This is a genomic window from Paenibacillus sp. FSL W8-1187 (assembly GCF_037965485.1).
Classification (GTDB): Bacteria; Bacillota; Bacilli; order Paenibacillales; family Paenibacillaceae; genus Paenibacillus_O; species Paenibacillus_O pasadenensis.
Genome location: NZ_CP150181.1, coordinates 4,085,736 through 4,104,770, shown reverse-complemented (window position 1 = coordinate 4,104,770; position 19,035 = coordinate 4,085,736). Strand labels below are relative to the sequence as shown.

The window sequence follows — 19,035 nt, the reverse complement described above, 5'->3', positions numbered from 1 at the left end:
CATTTCAAATCGCCATGCGGTCAGGCCGGCATGAGGCGGCGGCCGGTCAGCGCGCGGCTGCGGTGAGGGCGATGTCGATCGCCTGCTCGATCGAGCGGATCGAGCGGTTCTGGCGGATGAGCTCCTTGCCGATGGCGAGGGCGAGGCGCTTGGCGCGCTCGCGGACGGCGTCGTCGGGAATCGTGTCGAGGTCCGCGACATGGGCGAAGCCGACGACGCGGCGCACCATCTTGGCGCCGGCGAAGCCGATCGTATCCTGAAGCAGCCGGTCCATATACAGGTCCTGATAGCCCGGAGCGTTGGAGAATACCGGGTCCTTGCCGTGCTCGTCCCACAGCGTGCGGAACTTGGCGCTGAACTGCGTCCACGTGCCGCGCACCGTCTCGAGCAGGAACTCGCGGTACTCCTTGCGGGACGGCTCGTCCGCGCTCCAATGCTCCTGGCCGGCGTAGTTCAGCAGCAGGTTGGCGATGACCGCGCCGATGTCGAAGCCCATCGGGCCGTAAAAGGCGAATTCCGGATCGATCACCTTGGTCGAATCCGGCAGGGCGAAGATGCTGCCCGTATGCAGGTCGCCGTGCAGCAGCGCCTCGCCGCGCGTCAGGAACTTCTCGCGCAGCAGCGCGATCTCCGTGCGCAGGGCACCGTCGGAGCGGAGGGCGGCCGCCTCGTCGGCGATGGCGTCCTCGTAGTTGTTGCGCTCATGCTCGCGGTACGGCTCGTCAAAGATGAGGTCCTCCGTGATCTGGCACAGCTCCACGTTGACGAACGCCTGCTGGCGCAGCTTCTTCTCCTGCTGGCTCATGCCGAGGTCGGAGGTGAAGAACAGCGTCTGCGCGAGGAACGTCGAGATGTCGCCCGCGAAGCGCGGGTAGACGGTCCGGTCCATCAGCCCCTTGCGCAGGATGACGTGGTCGCTCAGGTCCTCCATGACGGTGATCGCCTGCTCATGGTCCGTCAGGAACACCTGCGGCACGAGCTCGGGCGCGAGCGCATGCTGGATCTTGAGCGCCTCGCCCTCGATGCGGGCGCGGTCGATCGACAGCGGCCATGATTCTCCGAACACCTTTACATAAGGAAGGGCCTGCTTGATGATGAGGCCCTTGCCCGTCGCCGGCTCGGTGATGTGGAAGACGAGGTTGAGGTTGCCGTCGCCGATCTCGCGGCAGCTCAGCTCCGCTTCGGGAGAAAATACGTCCGGGAACGAGCGCGCCAGCTCGATCGCTTCGGCTTCGCTGTAGGGATGATAACCTGGCATGATGGTTGAACCGCCTTTCCTGCTCCATTTAATAAGGATTGTCCAATTATAGCCCATCTTTTTTCGACTTGAAATAGCGGGATTTGGTATAATGGCACGAGACATGGAAGGATAAGGAGCGTGAGGACCGTGACGAACGGGGAAGCAGCGGAGGCGCGGACAGCCGAGGCTGCGCTCATGGAAGGACCGGCCGCCCTCAAGGAGTGGGCCGCCACCGTGCGGGCGCTCGAGCAGGGCCGCCAGATCGTCGTGCTGCGCAAGGGCGGCATCGCCGAGGAGACGCGACGCTTCCGGCTGGAGACGCCGGACTTCTATTTGATGCCCGCGTACGAGCATCAGCGCCGGGAGCTGCTCAAGCCGGAGGCGCAGAGCCTGCTGGACGAGGTGCTGGGCGAATGGGAGGGGCCGCAGGCGGGCGCGATCGCCATCTCGAGCCGCGCCCATGCGGCCGAGGACATCCTCGTGACCGATCCGGAGGCGCTGCTGCGCATCCGCGATCTGCATATCTGGACCGACGCGTTTGCCGAGGAGCGGCTGAAATGGAAAAAGCGCGAGCCGCTGCATGTGCTGCTGCTTCGGGTGTACCGGCTGGCGGAGCCGATCCGGCTGCCAATGGAGCCGGCTTTCACCGGCTGCAAGTCGTGGATCGCCGCCGGGCCGCCGATGGCAGGGGACGGCGCCGTGCCGGTGCTGGACGACGCCGAGTTCGCCCGGCGCAGCGACGAGATCCGCCGCCGGTTGGGAACAGCTGGCGAACATTGATTTATAACGAGTTTTATACTAAAATTATTATTGAGAATCAAATGAGAATGACCTTCCTCGCCGCGGATCCGGTCCGCGCGGGGACGATGCATGCGAATACCCGCTTGACCGCCAGCGGCGGCAAGTACTCATAGGTCGAAGGGAGCAAGGTTCATTATGGCAACGCAATTCACGATTGAAGGACTCAAGGCCGAGATCGAGGGCAAGGAAATTCTCAAGGGGCTCAGCCTGAGCATGAAGGGCGGAGAGATCCACGCGATCATGGGTCCGAACGGCACGGGCAAGAGCACGCTGGCCTCCGCGCTGATGGGACATCCGAAGTATGAGGTGACGGAGGGCTCCGCCGAGCTGAACGGCGAGGACCTGCTGGAGATGGGCGTCGACGAGCGCGCCCGCGCCGGCCTGTTCCTGGCGATGCAGTATCCGAGCGAGATCACCGGCGTGACGAACTCCGACTTCCTGCGCAGCGCGATCAACGCCCGCCGCGAGGAAGGCAACGAGATCAGCCTGATCAAGTTCATCCGCCAGATGGAAAGCAAGATGAAGGAGCTGGAGATGAACCCCGAGTTCGCCCACCGCTACCTCAACGAAGGCTTCTCCGGCGGCGAGAAGAAGCGCAACGAGATCCTGCAGATGATGTTGCTCGATCCGAAGGTCGTCATCCTCGACGAGATCGACTCCGGCCTCGACATCGACGCTCTCAAGATCGTCGCCCAAGGCGTCAACGCGATGCGCGCCGATGATCGCGCGTTCCTCATCATCACCCACTACCAGCGCCTGCTGAACTACGTCAAGCCTGACTTCGTGCACGTCATGATGCAAGGCCGCATCGTCAAGTCCGGCGGACCGGAGCTGGCGGAGCGCCTCGAGGCGGAGGGCTATGACTGGGTCAAGGCGGAGCTCGGCATCGTAGACGAAACCGTCGGCCAGGCTTAAGAGAGACGGGAGGGATTAGGATGAGCACACAACTGGACAATCCCGTCGGACGGGAATTCGCGGAGGCGCTGTCCCGCAGCAAGGGAGAGCCGGCATGGCTCACTTCCCTGCGCGGCGAGGCGGCCGAGCTGGCCGAGTCGCTGGAATGGCCCAAGCCGGAGAAGATCCGCATCGACCGCTGGAACCTGACGGCATTCGGCGAGTATGCCAAGCCGCAGGCGCTGTCCTCGGAGAGCGAGCTGCCGGAAGCGGCCGCATCGCTCGTCTCCGGAGACGGCGCGCTGCTCGTGCAGCGCGGCTCGGGCACGGTGCTGCGGCGCCTGCCGGAGGAGCTGAGCGCTCGCGGCGTCATCTTCACCGATCTGGAGACGGCCGCGGCCGAGCATCCGGAGCTGGTGCAGAAGCATCTGTTCCAGGCGATCGCCAAGGACGAGAACAAGCTGACGGCGCTGCACGCCGCCCTCTGGAACGGAGGCGTGTTCCTGTACGTGCCTAAGGAAGTCGAGATCGACGTGCCGCTGCAGGCGTTGTTCTACAATGACGACGCGTCCGTATCGTTCGCGCCGCATATCCTTATCGTGGCCGAGCGCCACAGCCGCGTCACCTACGTCGACAACGCGCTGACGATCGGCGGCGGCGCGGATGCCGTGCACCACTCGATGATCGAGGTCATCGCCGGCGACGGCGCCAAAGTCGACGTCGCCTCGATCCACCAGCTCGGCGCCAACGTCATCGACACGACGATCCGCCGCGCGGTGCTGGGCAGCGACGCCCGCATCCAGTGGGTCATCGGCGACCTCAACGACGGCAACGTCCTCTCCGACACGCTGTCGGTGCTGAAGGGCAACGGCTCCTCGTCCGATGCGGCCGTCGTGAGCATCGGCGCCGGCAAGCAGCGCATGAGCCTGACGACGCAGGCCAAGCACTTCGGCCTGAACTCCGACAGCAACATGGTGACGCGCGCCGTCATGAAGGAAGAGGCGACGGCGATCATCAACGGCATCACCAAGATCGAGAAGGGCGCGACCAAGGCGAACGGCGTGCAGACCGAGAAGGTGCTCATGCTCAGCCCGAAAGCCCGCGGAGACGCCAACCCGATCCTGCTGATCGACGAGGACGACGTGACGGCAGGCCACGCGGCGAGCGTCGGCCAGGTCAACCCGGAGCAGGTGTACTACCTGATGAGCCGCGGCGTGACCAAGGCCGAGGCGGAGCGGCTGATCATCTACGGATTCCTGGCTCCGGTCGTGACGGAGGTTCCGATCGACGCCGTCCGCGAGCAGCTGCAGCAGCTGCTCGAAAGGAAGCTGGAGGCATGAACATAGAGGAAATCAGGAAGCAGTTCCCGATTCTCCATCAAGAGGTGAACGGGCATCCGCTCGTTTACCTCGACAGCGCGGCGACTTCCCAGAAGCCGCGCTCCGTCATTGAGGCGGTCAAGCGCTACTACGAGCTCGACAACTCCAACGTGCACCGCGGCGTGCATACGCTCGGCTCCCGCGCGACCGAGGCGTACGAAGGGGCGCGCGAGCGCGTCGCCCGCTTCCTGAACGCCCCGTCCGCGGAGCAGATCATCTTCACCCGCGGCACGACCTCGGCGCTCAACCTCGTCGCGACGGGCTACGCTCCGTCGGTGCTCCAGGAAGGCGACGAGATCGTCATCACGCCGATGGAGCATCACAGCAACCTGATTCCGTGGCAGCAGGCGGCGAAGCGCTCCGGCGCGGTGCTGAAGTACATCCCGCTGCAGCCGGACGGCACGATCGCGCTGGCGGACGTGGAGAAGGCGATTACCGGCCGGACTAAGATCGTCTCGGTCATGTACGTCTCCAACGTGCTCGGCGTCATCAACCCGATCAAGGAAATCGCCGAGATCGCCCATCGCCACGGCGCGGTCATGGTCGTGGACGGCGCGCAGAGCACGCCGCATATGCGGATCGACGTGCAGGCGCTGGATTGCGACTTCTATGCCCTCTCGGGCCACAAGATGTGCGGTCCGACCGGCATCGGCGCCCTCTACGGCCGCCGCTCGCTGCTCGAGAACATGGAGCCGATCGAGTTCGGCGGCGAGATGATCGACTTCGTCGATCTGTACGAATCGACCTGGAAGGACATTCCGTGGCGCTTCGAGGCCGGCACGCCGATCATCGCCGGCGCCGTCGGGCTGGCCGCGGCGATCGACTTCCTCGAGGAGATCGGGCTGGACAACATCGACCGCCACGAAAAGGAGCTGGCCGCTTACGCGTACAGCAAGCTGTCGGAGATCGACGGCATCACGATCTACGGCCCGCGCGAGGGACGCGTCGGCCTGATCACGTTCAACCTGGACGACGTGCATCCGCATGACGTCGCCACGGTGCTCGATTCCGAAGGCATCGCGGTGCGTGCCGGACACCACTGCTGCCAGCCGCTCATGCGCTGGCTGGATGTGACGGCGACCGCCCGGGCAAGCTTCTATCTGTACAATACCGAGCAGGACGTAGACCGGCTGGCGGCCTCGCTGCTCCGGACAAAGGAGTTCTTCGATCATGCAATTGGATGATCTGTACCGCCGGGTCATCATGGATCACTACAAGAATCCCCGCAACCGCGGCACGATCGACGAAGGATCCGTGACGGTCAACCTGAACAATCCGACCTGCGGCGACCGCATCTCGCTGCAGCTGCAGGTCGAGGACGGCAAGGTGTCCGACGCCCGCTTCACGGGCGAAGGCTGCTCGATCAGCATGAGCTCGGCCTCGATGATGACGGAGGCGGTCAAAGGCCGCACGCTGGACGAAGCCTACGCGATGGCGGAGAAGTTCTCCGCCCTCATGAAGGGCGAGCCGGTCGAGTTCGACGAGCTGGAGGACATCGAGGCGCTGTCCGGGGTCAACAAGTTCCCGGCGCGCATCAAATGCGCGACGCTCGCCTGGAACGCGCTGCGCAAGGGCGTCGAGTCGCAAGGCCAAGGCAAGCCGGAAGGGCATTGACCTTTCCATCCAAGCCCCACCACAAGGAGCGTGACCAAGATGGCAAAATCGATGCCGGAAATGGAAGAATATAAATATGGCTTCCGCGACGAGCACAAGGCGATCTTCCAGTCGGGCAAAGGCCTGACGCCGGAAATCGTCCGCACGATCTCGGAAATGAAGGGCGAGCCGGAGTGGATGCTGAACTTCCGCCTCAAGTCGCTCGACCAGTTCAACAAGATGGCGATGCCTAAATGGGGCGGCGATCTGGACGATCTGGACTTCGACGACATCCAGTACTACGTCAAGCCTTCCGAAAAGCAAGGCAAGACGTGGGAGGAAGTGCCGCAGGAGATCAAGGAAACGTTCGACAAGCTGGGCATTCCGGAGGCGGAGCAGAAGTTCCTCGCCGGCGTCTCGGCGCAGTACGAGTCCGAGGTCGTCTACCACAGCATGCAGGAGGACCTGGAGAAGCAAGGCGTCATCTTCACCGACACCGACACGGCGCTGCGCGAGCATCCGGAAATTTTCCGCGAGCACTTCGGCACGGTCATCCCGCCGGCGGACAACAAGTTCGCGGCGCTCAACAGCGCGGTCTGGTCCGGCGGCAGCTTCATCTACGTGCCGAAGGGCGTGAAGTGCGAGATTCCGCTGCAGGCTTACTTCCGGATCAACTCCGAGAACATGGGCCAGTTCGAGCGCACGCTCATCATCGCCGACGAGGACAGCTTCGTGCACTACGTCGAGGGCTGCACCGCTCCGGTATACAGCACGAACTCGCTGCATAGCGCCGTCGTCGAGATCATCGTCAAGAAAAACGCGCGCGTGCGCTACACGACGATCCAGAACTGGGCGCCGAACATCTACAACCTCGTCACCAAGCGCGCCGTCGCCGACGAGAACGCGACGATGGAGTGGGTCGACGGCAACATCGGCTCCAAGCTGACGATGAAGTACCCGGCCGTCATCCTGCGCGGACGCGGCGCCAAGGGCATGGTGCTCTCCATTGCCGTCGCCGGCAAGGGCCAGCACCAGGACGCGGGCGCGAAGATGGTCCACCTGGCGCCGGACACGACGTCGACGATCGTCTCCAAGTCGATCTCCAAGCATGGCGGCAAAGTGACGTACCGCGGCCTCTGCTCGTTCGGCCGCGACGCCGAAGGCGCCAAGGCGAACATCAAGTGCGACACGCTCATCCTCGACAACCAGTCGACGTCGGACACGATCCCGTACAACGAGATCAAGAACGACAACGTCACGCTTGAGCATGAGGCGACGGTCTCCAAGGTATCCGAGGACCAGCTCTTCTACCTGATGAGCCGCGGCCTGAGCGAAGCCGAAGCGACGCAGATGATCGTCATGGGCTTCATCGAGCCATTCACCAAGGAGCTGCCGATGGAGTACGCGGTCGAGATGAACCGTCTCATCAAGTTCGAGATGGAAGGTTCGATCGGGTAAATCCCCGCGAGCCTTGTTGCAGCAAGGCTCGCGAGGCATGGCTCACTGCGCCGAAAGGACTGGCGTGCCGATTTTGTGCCGAATCAAATATTTTTTCTGGTGTAGGAGGCGAACTTTCCAAGTTCGTCTTCTTCTATTTTCGGGTTTTAGAGAAGGGACGTATCTGCGGTCGTTTTGATCGTCTTGTGTCCCATTCGCTTGGATACATGAAGGAGGCTCTCCCCCGCTCCGAGCAAAAGAACAGCGTGTGTGCCTAAATTCATAATATGCGACTCCATCTTGTTCGCAATTGCTTTGGATGGTTTCTCTTATCGTAGAAGGGGTCACGTATCCATCAAGATAGTTGTAAGTAATCGCACATTCGGACGTGCGTGTTGCCGCTGCCAGGCAACTGCTGCCACTCGGCGGATGCTTCGCCAGTCCTGATAGAGTCCGAGCACGCCGTCGTCCGAGAGGAACGGCTTGTCCGTGGCGTGGCAGACATACTGGCTGTTCGCGCTTCAGCTCGGCTAGTAAATGAGCCACATCGCCTTTGTTGGGATAAATTTGAAGAAAACTTTAAATTAGTGAATAATGATTTCTATTTTGCCAATAAATAATACTGGGTTTGATATCCATAGAAACACTCCTTTTCCCTACATACATAAGGTCAATTAATTGATCTATGTCAGAACTTATTGTTCTGAATTCGCGTTACATAGGAAAAGGAGAGAAGGAAATGAAATTGAAGAGAGGTACAATGGAACTTGTGATTAGTCAACCTGTGCTCTTAATGGCTATAGCGCTTTTTGCCAGGAGCAAAGGAATCGACATCCCCCTAATCTGATTAGGGGGACTTTTATTTAAATCTCCGATAAGCGGGAAGGTAGATCCGCGTAGAAACGCTATTTGGATCGGCTACACTAAGTTGGACAAGGCGTGGTTTTAGAAGATTGCACAATTGGTCTATGAGGCTGTTGCGAGCCTGACTGTGGGACTGGATCGCATCCAGATGTTCCATACCGATCGTGGCAGCGAATCTGACAACCGTTTGATATCGGAGGCGCTCGAAGCTTTTTGATATTCAGCGTTCGCTTAGCAACAAAGGCTGCCCCTACGACAATGCAGTTGCGGAGGATACTTTCAAGATCTTTCAAGACCGAGTTCGCCAATCAACGGCAATTTAAGAGCCTGGAGCAGCTAGACTTGGAACTGCGTGATTAAATTCACTGGTACAACCACCACCGTCTTCATGGCACGCTGGGGTACAAGCCCCCCGTTAATGTAAGAAAACAGTCCTCATAATTTTTGTCCAGTTTAGTGTTGACAATCCAATTTGGAACTCGTCGAGCGACTGGCTCTGGCCGCGGGAGGTACAGCTGGCACCTCGCTCTCAAGGGCCTCGCGCAGCATCCGCTTCAGACCATCCGCGCAGTCATGGAAAAGGCGCATCGGCTCACCGTAGGTGGCCGAAGCCGCTGAATTTGCGGTTCATCAGACGAATTACTTCAGTTGTCGGAGCAACATCCGTCATCATGTTGGACTGTAAAAATCTGGCGCTTCATTGGAACCCCTTTTTTACCGTTAATTATATAAAAGGGGGACTTCATTTGAAAAAAATCTCAAAATGGTTCAAATCTTTAATGGCCCTTGCCGTTCTTTTATTCATCTTGTTTATTTTCGCGGCTCTCTTGATTGGACTCAGAGAACCCAATCTCTTAAACAATTCCGTATTTGTTAATCAAATGGCGTTTGTTCTTGCTATAATGGCGCTTCCCGGATTGGGGATGCAGTTTTTCTCAATGATTCACGAAGACAAGAAGGTGTACGTTTCTACTTCTGTTTGCCACTACTGCAAACAGAAAGTTGATATTGAGCTGAGGGAAAAAAAGGATTAATGAAAAGGAGCGTCTCGTATTCAATTCTCCTCTTCACCTGTTAGCTCCAGTGATCGCTAGGTTTATACTCGGGAGTGTTGGGCTAGAAACGTCTCACTTCGCCATTCATTTCAGGCCTCTTCCGGCTGCTTACCGAGCGGAGTCCTCCAACGCTTCCGAGCGAATCAGCACGACGGTCTCGCCGAACTGCGCGGCTCGTCCCACCAGTCCTTGGGCTATGGTGTTGGCATAGGCTGCGTTGACCAGGTCGTTAATGCGGCCTGGAGCGAGGCCGAGCGGCAGCGGAATCGTCTCCACACCCTCCTTCCCGTGCTCCCAGTAAATCTCGCCGTTCAGCATGAAAGGACTTGTCCGACTCGTGCGTGCGGATGACGACGTCAGTGGATCCAATTTTATCTAAAATCAAGCGCATCGAAGTTTGCGGCGAGATCGCAGGAAACCGGCTGCTCGAAGTGCTGCACCGTGCCAAATAGCGTGGTTCGCGCTGAATATCACAGCGCCAACTACTTTTTCCATATCCAGCAGATCTCGCATGACCGAGTTATCATGCCGATGGAACCCGATATGCATTATTATATTTTGAAAAGTGATTTAGATAGGATCGACGCCGAATCCAGTAGGAAATGAGCGGGCCTGAAAACAGGTGTTTATCAAATTTGAGATGGAAGGTTCGAATGGGTAAGCGATAGCAGATACAGGCAAAAAACCACGCGAGGCCGCCCTGACGGTTCGCGTGGTTTTTTACTATAGCACCCATCAGCGCTCGAACATCTCGACGACGCCGAGCGGATCGAAATAAAGCGTGAACCGGTCGAGCACGACCAACTGGCCGTACTTCTCCTGGTAGTGGACGATCGACTCCTGCAGGAACGCCTCGGTCACCTCCAGGTAGTCGGCGATCTCAAACGCGTTGCGGCAGCCGGCGAGATAAGCGCCGATCAGCTCCGACAGCGGGACGAGCTTCTCATAGCCCCAGTTGCGCGCGAGCTTCTCCTGCTTGCGGTTGGCGATGACGGACTGGTCGGTGATGTCGCCCGCAGTCGTATGGTAGTGCCCGAGCTCCTCGGCGAGAATGCAAGCCTTGTCGGCCGATGTGCGCAGGCTGCGGCTGAGCAGGATCGCCTGGACGGCGCGCGTTTCCATATACAGTCCCTTGACCGCTTCGGGCAAGTCGGCGTCCTCGCGAAGAAGGATGGGCGTCTGCTTCAGCAGGCGTTCATATTTGGACATAACCTCTCTCCTAAACGGGTCCTCGTGTCGTTCGTTACGGCTTGGCCAGGGCGATGCGCAGCGCAAGCTTGATCTGCTCCAGCTCCTGGCCGGTCAGCGGCCCTTCATGGCCGATCCGATGCGCGGCCAGCGTCAGGATCTGCTCTTCCGACAGCTCCAGCTCCAGTTCCTGAAGGCTCGGGGAGGCGGCAACGGAGCCGGCGAGCAAATAATCCGAGGAGACGCCGAGCAGCTCCGCCAGCTGGCTGAGCTTGTCGCTCGGCGGGGCGCTTTTGTCCCGTTCGTAGCTGGATATGTTCGCTTCCGACATTTGGAGCTTCGTCGCGAGCTGCATCTGGGTCAAGCCTCGTTTGACCCGGTATTCCCGAATTCGTTTGCCGAGCGACATGGCGGTCCTTCCTCCCTTTTCCATTTCCCTCTTGCTCAAATATAATTTGGGTGTTATGCTAGTATTCCGCAAGGATGCTCAAAGGAAATTCGTCTTTATGGATGCATTATACCTTGAAATAGGCTGATAGACAACAAGGGGTTGAAAAAAGGAATTTCAATGGCTTGAACTCAAATTAAATTTGAGTCAACGAAAAGGGGCTTGGAAAGAATGGAACGACTCGAAAATCGCGCTGAAGCGGAACGGGGACGGAGACCGCTCGATGAGCTGCTGGACGAGCTGGACAATCGGCAGCTGGAAAGCCTCGTCCGCGACGAATGCCGCCGCTGGCGAGAGCTGAAGATGCAGGTGAAGGTGCTCGGCAGCTATTCGATCGGAGCCGGAATGACCGTCAGCCGCCTCAATCAGGAGGACCAGCTGCAGGACCTTCACCGCCGTCTGAAAGGGATGCCTTCTTATATGTATCTGAACGCTCGGGAGCAGAAGCTGGAGACGATCGCAAATGCGTACCTCGATCCGGACAAGCATCCGGTCGGCACGAAAGCGCAGCTGGCGGCGATCCCGACGAGAGGGAATGATCTCGAGGACGACCGGCTGCTGCGGGAGCTCAGAGGCAAGCTGGAGAAGGTGATCGAGGCTCGCGCGGGGCGGATCGGCGATTATGATGCCGTGCTGGAGCGGATGGCGAAGCTGCAGCGGCTGCAGGCCGAGCTGGAGCAGCTGGAAGAAACGATGCGGCTCGCGGAGGAGCAGCAGGAAGGGTACGGCAGCCTCATCCGGCTTTACTACGTCGAGAAGCGGACAGCCGAGGCTTGCGCGATGGCGCTTTGCATCTCCCGCCCGACGTTCTTCCGCTGGAAGCCGCAGGCGGCCCGGCTGTTCCTGCGGATTCTGGAATGGCAGCGGGATGGATAGAGGACCGCCAAGCGGCGGCAGCATAGGATGGAGATAAGGACGGAGCGAAAAAGCGCTCCGTCCTTTTTCATGCGCCGAAACGACGCGAGAAGATCAGCCTCCCCCGGTGAGACTCCAATGAGACGGAGTGGAGACGCGAAAGAGACGGAGTTGAGCCGCTGAGGCCGTTTTGACCGTGGTAAGATGCTAGTATCAGGAACGATGACAAGAGACGAGCCGCCCCTAACCGGGCGGCTTTTGTCGTTCCTGTGCCTGTCGGAGGAGAAGAGGCCGCGAGGAGAGCTGACGATCGGTCTGCACGAGAAACGGCGGGAAGCAAGAGAAGGAAGGAGGAGCTGGCATGGGAGGAATCGCAGCTTGGAGGCTGGACGATCCGGACCAGCTGCTGCGCAAGCTGAGGGAGCTGGAAAAGCGGGCGCCGATCGTGCTGGAGCGGCATCTGCTGGAGCAGGCGGAAGCCGCGGCTCGATCCGCAGCGGCTCGAATGCCGCCGGGAAGCGGCGAGCTGGCGAAGGGCTGGCGCGTCGGACCAGTGAAGCGCGCGAGCCGGGTGCTGTCGGTGGAGATCAGCCACCCGGCGCCGGAAGCCGCCCGTCTCGAGTACGGGACGGAGGGCGAAGGCGGACAGCGGGGGCGCTTCATGCTGGCGCTCGCGCTGGCGGAGCTGGAGCGGGACTGGCCCCGGCGGCTGGAGAGCGTGCTCGAGACGCTGCTCTCCGGGAAAGGAGCAAGCCGATGAGCGAAAGCTGGATCGACGTGCTGCTGGACCGGCTGAGAGCGGCGTTCCCGGATTACGCCGTGTCCGCCGGCCAGTCGGAGCCCCCGCCTGCGCAGCCGAGCCTGGAGCTGGTGGAGCTGGCGGTCGAACGGCAGCGGCTGCTCGGCGGCCGCTGGCGAGAGGCGTGTCGACTGGCGCTGATTTGCCGGTCCGCGGAGCGGGCCGACCTTGTCGCGGAGCGGCTGCTGCCGCTGCTGGCGTCGGTGCCGCTGGCGGACGGGCGGTTCGCCAAGGGCTCCGCCGTAAGCCGTGAGCTGGCCGAGGGCAAGGTCGTTTTTACTTGGAGCGTACGCCTGGACGGAGCGGATGAGACGGATCGTCCGCCGCTCATGCGGAGCTTGCGCAAGGAGGTCGAGTCGAATGGCATTTAGGAAAAAGGCGGAAAAAGCGACTGACGCGTCCCGTGCGGACGTCAAGCCGCAGCAGCAGCAGGCAAGCCTGGAGCCGCGCTTTACGAAGGCGGCGCTGCTGGGGAGCCGCAGGTACGGCGCCAGCAAGGACTTGATTTCCGTGCTGGTCGGCGACGAAGAGCGCTGCGGGCATGAGGAAGTCGAACGGCGCATTCAAGCATTCATTAAAAAGGAGGCCGACTAAATGGCTGGAGGCATGTTTACGGCAATGAACAAGGTACGTCCGGGGGTCTACATCAATTTTGCGACGGAAGGGACGGCGGTGACGACGGGCGACAGGGGCACGCTGGCGCTGCCGCTGCCGCTGTCGTGGGGAGAGCCGCGGCGGATTACGGTGCTGGAGGGCGGCGAGAATCCGCTGGAGAAGCTCGGCTACGCGCTGAGCGCGCCGGAGCTGCTGCTGGTGCGCGAGGCGATGAAGCGCGCGGGCAAGCTGCTCGTCTACCGCATCAATGGTGGAACGGCGGCCAAGGCGACGCTTGGCGGCGTCACCGCCGAAGCCCGCTATCCCGGCGTGCGCGGCAATGATCTGCGAGTCTCGGTCGAGGCGAGCGTGGACAAGCCGGGCCAGATGGAAGTCGCGACGTTTGTCGGCGGCTCAGAGGTCGATCGCCAGATCGTGCTGAACGCACAAGGCCTGAAGGCGAACACGTGGATCGTCTGGACGGGCTCGGGAGCCCTCGAAGCCACGGCAGGCGTTCCGCTTGCGGGCGGTACGGACGGCGCGGCGACGAACGAGGATTATGCCGGGTTCCTGCAGGCGATCGAGCTGCAGGACTTCCATGTGGCGGTGTATCCGGGGACGGATGTCACGATGAAAAGCCTGTTCGCGGCGTTCGCCGCGCGGCTGCGCGAGGAGGAGGGACGCAAGATCCAGGTCGTGCTGGAAAACTACGCTTCGGCCAATCATGAGGGCGTCATCAGCGTGCGCAACGGCGTCACGCTGGAGGACGGCAAGACGCTGACGCCAGGACAGGCGGCGGTCTGGGTCGCGGCGGCGACAGCGGCGGCCGGTCCGGCCGCATCGCTGACCTACGCCGTTTATGAGGGCGCGAGCGACGCTTCTCCGCGCCTGACGAACTCGGCTACGGCGGCGGCGCTGCTCGGCGGCGAGTTCGTCTTCACGGCCCGCTCCGGCTCGGTCGTCGTCGAGCAGGACATCAACTCGTATCATAGCCCGACGCCGCAGAAGGGCCGCATTTTCGCCAAAAACTCTGCGCTGCGCGTGCTCGACGGGATCGCGACGGACTTCAAGGCGACCTTCGAGAGCCTGTATATCGGCAAGGTCGGCAACGATGCGAACGGCCGCGCGCTGTTCCGCAAGGACTGCGTGAAGCTGCTGGAGCAGTACCAGGAGCTGGGGGCGCTGCAGAACTTCGACGCCTCCAAGGACGTGACGGTGGAGCAGGGAGCGGAGGCGGACGCGGTTGTCGTATCCGTATCCGTGCAGCCGGTCGATGCGATCGAAAAAATCTACATGAAAGTACAGGTGAGCTAAATGAGCGTACTGAAAGCGGGAGACACGATTGCCGGGCACTCCGGGACGGCCTATGCGACGATTGGCGGACAGACGGTGGAGATGTTCTATGTGAAGAACCTGCGGGCAACCGCGAAAAAGAACAAGGCCGACATCAAGACGCTCGGCAGCCGCAACGTGCAGAAAAAAGCGGCCGGCTGGGAAGGCACCGGCACGATGACGCTGTATTACGTGACGTCCCGCTTCCGCGAGATGATGCGCGATTACATCAAGACCGGCGTGGACACCTATTTCGACATCCAGGTGACCAACGACGATCCGGCCTCGGCTGTCGGCAAGCAGATCGTCACGCTGATCGGCGTCAATCTCGACGAGGTCGTCATGGCCGCGCTCGACGCGGAGTCGGATGCGCTGGACGAGGAAATTCCGTTCACGTTCCATGACGTCAACATCGGCGAGCCGTTCAAGGACATCCAGGGACTGGGCTGATCGGGCGCGACGGCGCCGACTCCAGGCAGAGCAAGCGTCCCGCCGATCCGCCGGCCTCATTCGCGGTCATTTGCCGGGAGCGTCCGTCACGGACGCTCCCGCTTCATTCGATTTTCCATTCCAAGGAGGAACTGTTCATGTCCATGAAGCTGTTTTTTGCCCACAATGCCGTCGCCGCCGAAACGCAGGAGGTCGTCGTCTCGGACCGATTCCGCGACGAGTCGGGCCGGCCCGCCGCCTGGAAGCTGCGCGCCATCTCGGAGGAGCTGAACGAGGAGCTGCGCTCCGCGTCGATGAAGCGGACGAAAGGAAAAGGCGGCCAGGCGATGCCGGAGATGGACTACAACGCTTATCTCGGCCGCATGGTCGCGGCTTGCGTCGTGCATCCGGATCTCAATGACGTCGAGCTGCAGCAGTCGTACGGCGTGCGCGGCGCGGCGGCCGTCGTGCGCAAGATGCTGCTGGCGGGCGAGTTCGCCAACCTGGCGGCCAAGGTGCAGGAGATCAACGGCTTCGACCGCGAGGTCGGCGAGCTGGCCGAAGAAGTAAAAAACGACTAGAGGAGGGGGAAGGCGAGTGGAATTATGCGTACTTCGCTCTCAATGAATACGGGGTGCTGCCATGGGAATTCGCAGAGCTGGGAACGCGGCGCAAGGCCGCGCTGATCGGCATGATCCGCGTGCGGCTGGAGGCCGAGAAGCAGGCGCGGCTCCAGTCCTCGCGGAGCGGCAAGCGCCGATGACGGAAAGGAGGGGGCGAAGCGATGGCGACTTTGCAAGCGACGATCCGGCTGTATGACCGCTTCAGCGGCGAGCTGCGCAAGGTGAATCAGACGCTGGAGCGCACGATTCAGCTGAGCGACAAGCTGCAGCGCCAGCTGGCGAAGCCGCTCAAGGTGTCGGTGCAGACGAGCGGCGCGCATCAGGAGATCAATGGCGTGATGCAGCGGCTCGGACGGCTCCGGCAGTCCCGCCTCGCGCTGCAGGTCCGCCTGAACGTGCCGGAGGAGGACATCAGCCGGCTACGCAAGCAGATTCAGAAGCGGCTGGACGAGCCGTTCAAGGTGAGCGTGAAGGCGGCGGGGGATGGAGCGCAGAGGGATCCAGGCGGAGGATTCGGCAAAATGGACCGCGTTACGAGCATTTTTCGGTTCGTCGCTGGCGCTAAGGACTTCCTTAAAGCGCTCCCGGAGCTTACGAAAATGTTCCTGGCCTTCCGTGCGGGCGGGCTGAAGGCGCTGCTTGGGCTTGGCGCCGCTGGAGCCGGAGCTGCCGGAGCGGGCGCTCTGGGCGCCGGCGTGCTGGGAGGAGCGGCTGGCGCGGCCGCGGCAGGAGCGTCGCAGGCCGGAGAGGGAGCACCGAGCGTCGCTCAGCTGATGACAAGCGGCCTGACGGCGGCATTCCGAGCAGCGGTGCCGTTGTTCAAAAGCTCCGTCGGGGGCGCGATGGCGCAGCAGGAGACGATCGACCGCTACTCGGTGGCGGCAGGCAGCGACGCCGGCGGCCAAGCGATCTTCGATGCGGTGAGCAGGCAAGCGCTCGGCGCGAACGTGAATCCGGCGGAGGCGCAGCAGACGGCGCTGTCTTTCCTCAAGGTGACGACCGACCCGACGCAGGTGGCCGCTCTCAACCGGATGGCGATGCGGATGCAGAAGCTGAACCCTCAGAGCAGCCTCGAAGAATCGGCCGGCGCGATGAGCGCCATGATGGCGGGCGATCCTGCGGAACTGCTGAAAGGGCTTAATCTGTCCGAGAAGCAGTTGCAGGAGAGCGGAGCCGGCAAGGCCGTCGCTTCGGGCGACATGGACGGGTTCTTGCGCGCTATGGATGGATTGCTCGCCAAGCAAGGCATGAGCGATGCCGGCTTCAGCAAGCTCACCTCGACGCCTGGCGCGAAAATGGAAGGCATCCAGCAGCAGGCGCAGTTCAAGCTCGGTCAAGCCGGCATGCCGGCCATGGAAGCGCTCGTGCCGGTTCTGGACAAGATCATGGCTGCATTCGACTCCGGCAAGCTCGATCCTTTCTTCGACGCGCTTTCTGCCGGACTGTACATCATGGCGGAGCTGCTCTCCGCAGCGGCAGATGCCGCGCTGTTCCTGATGGACCTGTTCGTCTCGAACGGGGATGCGATCGGCGACGTGCTGACCGTGCTGACGGCGGTGCTGCTGCCGCTCATGGCCGTCTGGCTATGGAGCATGGTGGCGCCGATCATGGCGATGGCCGCTGCCTTCTTCATGGCGAACTGGCCGCTGCTGCTCATCATTGCGATCATCGGGCTGCTGGTGTACGCGCTGCTCCAGACGGGCACGAGCGCAAGCCAGATCATCGGCTTCATCGTCGGGCTGTTCTTCGTCCTCGGCGCTACGATCTACAACATCATCGCGTCCGCCTGGAACCTGTTCGCGACGTTCGCGGAGTTCCTGATTAATCTGTTCATCGACCCGGTGTATGCGGTGCAGAAGCTGTTCTACGATCTGGCGATGATGTTCGGCAACGCCTTGTATGAAATGCTGCTCATGACGGAGTCCTTCGCAGGCGGCTTCATGAAGATCATTCTGGAGGGGATCAACGGAGTCATCGGCTTGGTGAACGGGCTGGGAGCCGGCATGGCGAAGCTGTTCGGCAAAGAATACAAAGGTATCGCAGAGCTGGACGTAAAGGATCCCCATGCCCTGAGCAGCAAGCTGAAGGGCATGCTGGATAAAATCGAGCCGCCGACTTCGGAGAAGGACCCCGTCCGCATCGGACGGTTGGACGCGCTGGATCCATCAGCGGCAGGCAAGAAGGGCTACGACTTGGGCAAAGGAGCGCTGGACAAAGCAGGCTCGCTCTTCAACGGGGAGAAAGATCCTCTGAAGGAAATGTTCAAAGGGGAAAACAAGCTGGGCGGCGGAGGCGGCATGGCCGACAAGCAGAACAGCATGATGGGCGGCGCAGGAGCCGGCGCGACGCCGGGCGGAAACATCCCCAACATCGGCAAGGTCAACGAGGTCGGCAGCATCGGCAGCGAGGTCGACATCGGCAGCGAGGAGCTGAAGGTGATGCGCGATCTGGCCGAGATGAAGGCGATCCAGAACTTCGTCACGCTGACGCCGACGGTGCAGGTGACGACGGGACCGATCCACAAGCAGGTCGACGTCGACGACGTCGTGCGCAAGATCGCCGCGAGCATGGAGCAGGAGATCGAGTCGTCCGCCCACGGGGTGTACGCCCGCATTTAGCAACATTACGAAGCGCAGCATTGCGCGGAAAGGAGGTCGCCGATGGCTATACCGATTCGGGTCAGCCCTCAGCCGGCCAAAGCGTTCGCCGGCATCCGGCTCGACTTTAATCACGGCACGGAGGGCTGGGAGCTGCCGGTGCTGCCGTCCAAGCTGTCGATCCGCCGAAGCGGCTCCGGCAAGGACTACAATCTGCTCGGAGCGGGACCGATCGCGACGATCGAGAAGCCGGGACTGGCCGAGGTCGAGTTCGAGAGCTTTTTTCCCAGCCAGCCCGGCCCTTACGTCGCGACCCGGTCCATCCTGAAGCGTCCGGAGCAGTTCGCCGACGACACCGGCCGCTGGATGCGCTCCGGCTATCCGCTGCGGTTCATCTATGCCCGCCATGCCGACCGGTTCGAGAATCCGTACACGCTGCAGATTCCGATGACGATCACCGGCTTCGATCGCTGGGAGGAGGCCGGCTCGCCGGGCGACGTGTTCTACACGCTTAAGCTGAAGGAATACGTGTTCTACGCGCCGGTGAAGCTGCAGGCGGTGAAGACGGCGGACGGCTCGACCGCCGTGGCGAAGGAGCCGGACAAGCGGCCGGACCTGAAGGTGCCGCCGAAAGCCTACACGATCGTCAAGGGCGACACGCTCAGCGGCATCAGCATGAAGCTGTACGACGGCGACAGCAGCCGTTGGCCGGAAATCCAAAAGCTGAACGGCATCGGCAACTCGGAGCTGAAGCGGCTGCAGATCGGCCGCGTGCTTCAGGTGCCGCCGCCGAAGGAGTGAGGGCATGCTGAAGATTGAGCTCGACCTCCGCGACGGACGGCTGTGGGACGTCACCGGCATGGCCACCGAGCTGAGCTAGAAGACGTCCCGCATCGGCAAGGCGGGT

The 19,035-nt window shown here is 61.5% G+C and carries 21 protein-coding genes and 1 pseudogene; 18 read left to right on the top strand and 4 right to left on the bottom strand.

Features of this window, described 5'->3' with window-relative positions:
* Positions 1–46 precede the first annotated feature (46 nt).
* The gene (mtnK, locus tag NYE40_RS17745; protein ID WP_339278752.1) at positions 47–1,258 is read right to left on the bottom strand and encodes an S-methyl-5-thioribose kinase; all 1,212 of its coding nucleotides are present in this window, start codon (positions 1,256–1,258) and stop codon (positions 47–49) included.
* Positions 1,259–1,387: 129 nt separating this feature from the next.
* On the opposite strand from mtnK, the gene NYE40_RS17740 reads away from it, so the two are divergent.
* From NYE40_RS17740 to NYE40_RS17705, 8 genes and pseudogenes are all read left to right on the top strand, one after another.
* On the top strand, positions 1,388–2,020 hold the full coding sequence (locus NYE40_RS17740) for a DUF1802 family protein (protein WP_228551637.1): 633 nt from the start codon (positions 1,388–1,390) through the stop codon (positions 2,018–2,020).
* Positions 2,021–2,176: 156 nt separating this feature from the next.
* Positions 2,177–2,956 (top strand): Fe-S cluster assembly ATPase SufC, encoded by a 780-nt coding sequence (sufC, locus tag NYE40_RS17735; RefSeq protein WP_028599161.1) that lies wholly within the window; start codon positions 2,177–2,179, stop codon positions 2,954–2,956.
* A 20-nt stretch (positions 2,957–2,976) separates the two neighbouring features.
* Positions 2,977–4,275 carry a Fe-S cluster assembly protein SufD gene (gene sufD, locus NYE40_RS17730; RefSeq protein ID WP_028599160.1) on the top strand — a complete coding sequence of 433 codons (1,299 nt, stop codon included), beginning with the start codon at positions 2,977–2,979 and terminating at the stop codon, positions 4,273–4,275.
* The gene (locus NYE40_RS17725; RefSeq protein WP_028599159.1) at positions 4,272–5,498 is read left to right on the top strand and encodes a cysteine desulfurase; all 1,227 of its coding nucleotides are present in this window, start codon (positions 4,272–4,274) and stop codon (positions 5,496–5,498) included. The genes sufD and NYE40_RS17725 overlap by 4 nt, the downstream gene beginning before the upstream one ends.
* Entirely contained in the window at positions 5,485–5,928 is a 444-nt protein-coding gene (sufU, locus tag NYE40_RS17720) for a Fe-S cluster assembly sulfur transfer protein SufU (RefSeq protein ID WP_028599158.1), read from the top strand. The genes NYE40_RS17725 and sufU overlap by 14 nt, the downstream gene beginning before the upstream one ends.
* A gap of 39 nt (positions 5,929–5,967) precedes the next feature.
* The gene (gene sufB, locus NYE40_RS17715; RefSeq protein WP_028599157.1) at positions 5,968–7,365 is read left to right on the top strand and encodes a Fe-S cluster assembly protein SufB; all 1,398 of its coding nucleotides are present in this window, start codon (positions 5,968–5,970) and stop codon (positions 7,363–7,365) included.
* Between the two features lie 985 nt (positions 7,366–8,350).
* Positions 8,351–8,565: pseudogene (locus tag NYE40_RS17710) on the top strand (IS3 family transposase); the annotation flags it as partial.
* A 389-nt stretch (positions 8,566–8,954) separates the two neighbouring features.
* Positions 8,955–9,242: a hypothetical protein gene (locus NYE40_RS17705; RefSeq protein WP_339278751.1), complete on the top strand. Its 288-nt coding sequence runs from the start codon at positions 8,955–8,957 to the stop codon at positions 9,240–9,242.
* A gap of 129 nt (positions 9,243–9,371) precedes the next feature.
* Here the strand turns inward: NYE40_RS17705 and NYE40_RS17700 are convergent, their stop codons facing one another.
* The 3 genes from NYE40_RS17700 to NYE40_RS17690 all read right to left on the bottom strand — a co-directional run bounded on the left by NYE40_RS17700 (position 9,372) and on the right by NYE40_RS17690 (position 10,860).
* Positions 9,372–9,581 carry a hypothetical protein gene (locus NYE40_RS17700; protein WP_339278750.1) on the bottom strand — a complete coding sequence of 70 codons (210 nt, stop codon included), beginning with the start codon at positions 9,579–9,581 and terminating at the stop codon, positions 9,372–9,374.
* A gap of 417 nt (positions 9,582–9,998) precedes the next feature.
* Positions 9,999–10,472, bottom strand: coding sequence for an ImmA/IrrE family metallo-endopeptidase (locus NYE40_RS17695; RefSeq protein ID WP_101807998.1), 474 nt, complete (start codon positions 10,470–10,472; stop codon positions 9,999–10,001).
* A gap of 34 nt (positions 10,473–10,506) precedes the next feature.
* Entirely contained in the window at positions 10,507–10,860 is a 354-nt protein-coding gene (locus NYE40_RS17690; protein WP_084137343.1) for a helix-turn-helix transcriptional regulator, read from the bottom strand.
* Positions 10,861–11,070: 210 nt separating this feature from the next.
* Between NYE40_RS17690 and NYE40_RS17685 the strand changes: the two genes are divergently transcribed.
* The 10 genes from NYE40_RS17685 to NYE40_RS17640 all read left to right on the top strand — a co-directional run bounded on the left by NYE40_RS17685 (position 11,071) and on the right by NYE40_RS17640 (position 18,929).
* Positions 11,071–11,775 carry an RNA polymerase subunit sigma-24 gene (locus tag NYE40_RS17685; protein WP_146000460.1) on the top strand — a complete coding sequence of 235 codons (705 nt, stop codon included), beginning with the start codon at positions 11,071–11,073 and terminating at the stop codon, positions 11,773–11,775.
* 340 nt (positions 11,776–12,115) lie between these two features.
* Entirely contained in the window at positions 12,116–12,514 is a 399-nt protein-coding gene (locus tag NYE40_RS17680) for an HK97 gp10 family phage protein (RefSeq protein WP_101807997.1), read from the top strand.
* Positions 12,511–12,924: a hypothetical protein gene (locus NYE40_RS17675; protein ID WP_101807996.1), complete on the top strand. Its 414-nt coding sequence runs from the start codon at positions 12,511–12,513 to the stop codon at positions 12,922–12,924. Before NYE40_RS17680 ends, NYE40_RS17675 begins: the two co-directional genes overlap by 4 nt.
* Positions 12,914–13,147 (top strand): hypothetical protein, encoded by a 234-nt coding sequence (locus NYE40_RS17670; protein ID WP_339278749.1) that lies wholly within the window; start codon positions 12,914–12,916, stop codon positions 13,145–13,147. The genes NYE40_RS17675 and NYE40_RS17670 overlap by 11 nt, the downstream gene beginning before the upstream one ends.
* Entirely contained in the window at positions 13,148–14,461 is a 1,314-nt protein-coding gene (locus NYE40_RS17665; RefSeq protein ID WP_339278748.1) for a phage tail sheath family protein, read from the top strand.
* Positions 14,462–14,929 carry a phage tail tube protein gene (locus NYE40_RS17660; protein WP_101807993.1) on the top strand — a complete coding sequence of 156 codons (468 nt, stop codon included), beginning with the start codon at positions 14,462–14,464 and terminating at the stop codon, positions 14,927–14,929. It abuts the gene before it with no gap.
* A gap of 137 nt (positions 14,930–15,066) precedes the next feature.
* Positions 15,067–15,489 (top strand): phage portal protein, encoded by a 423-nt coding sequence (locus NYE40_RS17655; RefSeq protein WP_339278747.1) that lies wholly within the window; start codon positions 15,067–15,069, stop codon positions 15,487–15,489.
* Between the two features lie 53 nt (positions 15,490–15,542).
* Positions 15,543–15,671, top strand: coding sequence for a hypothetical protein (locus tag NYE40_RS17650; protein WP_255309683.1), 129 nt, complete (start codon positions 15,543–15,545; stop codon positions 15,669–15,671).
* 21 nt (positions 15,672–15,692) lie between these two features.
* Complete coding sequence (locus NYE40_RS17645) at positions 15,693–18,149, top strand: hypothetical protein (RefSeq protein ID WP_339278746.1); 2,457 nt, start codon at positions 15,693–15,695, stop codon at positions 18,147–18,149.
* A gap of 42 nt (positions 18,150–18,191) precedes the next feature.
* Positions 18,192–18,929 carry a LysM peptidoglycan-binding domain-containing protein gene (locus tag NYE40_RS17640; protein ID WP_339278745.1) on the top strand — a complete coding sequence of 246 codons (738 nt, stop codon included), beginning with the start codon at positions 18,192–18,194 and terminating at the stop codon, positions 18,927–18,929.
* Positions 18,930–19,035 lie beyond the last annotated feature (106 nt).

Coding starts and splice junctions, on each gene's coding strand:
- sufC (WP_028599161.1), top strand. CDS start 2,177: ATGGCAACGCAATTCACGATTGAAGGACTCAAGGCCGAGATCGAGGGC.
- NYE40_RS17680 (WP_101807997.1), top strand. CDS start 12,116: ATGGGAGGAATCGCAGCTTGGAGGCTGGACGATCCGGACCAGCTGCTG.
- NYE40_RS17675 (WP_101807996.1), top strand. CDS start 12,511: ATGAGCGAAAGCTGGATCGACGTGCTGCTGGACCGGCTGAGAGCGGCG.
- NYE40_RS17690 (WP_084137343.1), bottom strand. CDS start 10,860: ATGTCGCTCGGCAAACGAATTCGGGAATACCGGGTCAAACGAGGCTTG.
- mtnK (WP_339278752.1), bottom strand. CDS start 1,258: ATGCCAGGTTATCATCCCTACAGCGAAGCCGAAGCGATCGAGCTGGCG.
- NYE40_RS17685 (WP_146000460.1), top strand. CDS start 11,071: ATGGAACGACTCGAAAATCGCGCTGAAGCGGAACGGGGACGGAGACCG.
- NYE40_RS17655 (WP_339278747.1), top strand. CDS start 15,067: ATGTCCATGAAGCTGTTTTTTGCCCACAATGCCGTCGCCGCCGAAACG.
- NYE40_RS17725 (WP_028599159.1), top strand. CDS start 4,272: ATGAACATAGAGGAAATCAGGAAGCAGTTCCCGATTCTCCATCAAGAG.
- NYE40_RS17640 (WP_339278745.1), top strand. CDS start 18,192: ATGGCTATACCGATTCGGGTCAGCCCTCAGCCGGCCAAAGCGTTCGCC.
- NYE40_RS17700 (WP_339278750.1), bottom strand. CDS start 9,581: ATGCTGAACGGCGAGATTTACTGGGAGCACGGGAAGGAGGGTGTGGAG.
- sufU (WP_028599158.1), top strand. CDS start 5,485: ATGCAATTGGATGATCTGTACCGCCGGGTCATCATGGATCACTACAAG.
- NYE40_RS17695 (WP_101807998.1), bottom strand. CDS start 10,472: ATGTCCAAATATGAACGCCTGCTGAAGCAGACGCCCATCCTTCTTCGC.
- NYE40_RS17660 (WP_101807993.1), top strand. CDS start 14,462: ATGAGCGTACTGAAAGCGGGAGACACGATTGCCGGGCACTCCGGGACG.
- sufB (WP_028599157.1), top strand. CDS start 5,968: ATGGCAAAATCGATGCCGGAAATGGAAGAATATAAATATGGCTTCCGC.
- sufD (WP_028599160.1), top strand. CDS start 2,977: ATGAGCACACAACTGGACAATCCCGTCGGACGGGAATTCGCGGAGGCG.
- NYE40_RS17645 (WP_339278746.1), top strand. CDS start 15,693: ATGGCGACTTTGCAAGCGACGATCCGGCTGTATGACCGCTTCAGCGGC.
- NYE40_RS17670 (WP_339278749.1), top strand. CDS start 12,914: ATGGCATTTAGGAAAAAGGCGGAAAAAGCGACTGACGCGTCCCGTGCG.
- NYE40_RS17665 (WP_339278748.1), top strand. CDS start 13,148: ATGGCTGGAGGCATGTTTACGGCAATGAACAAGGTACGTCCGGGGGTC.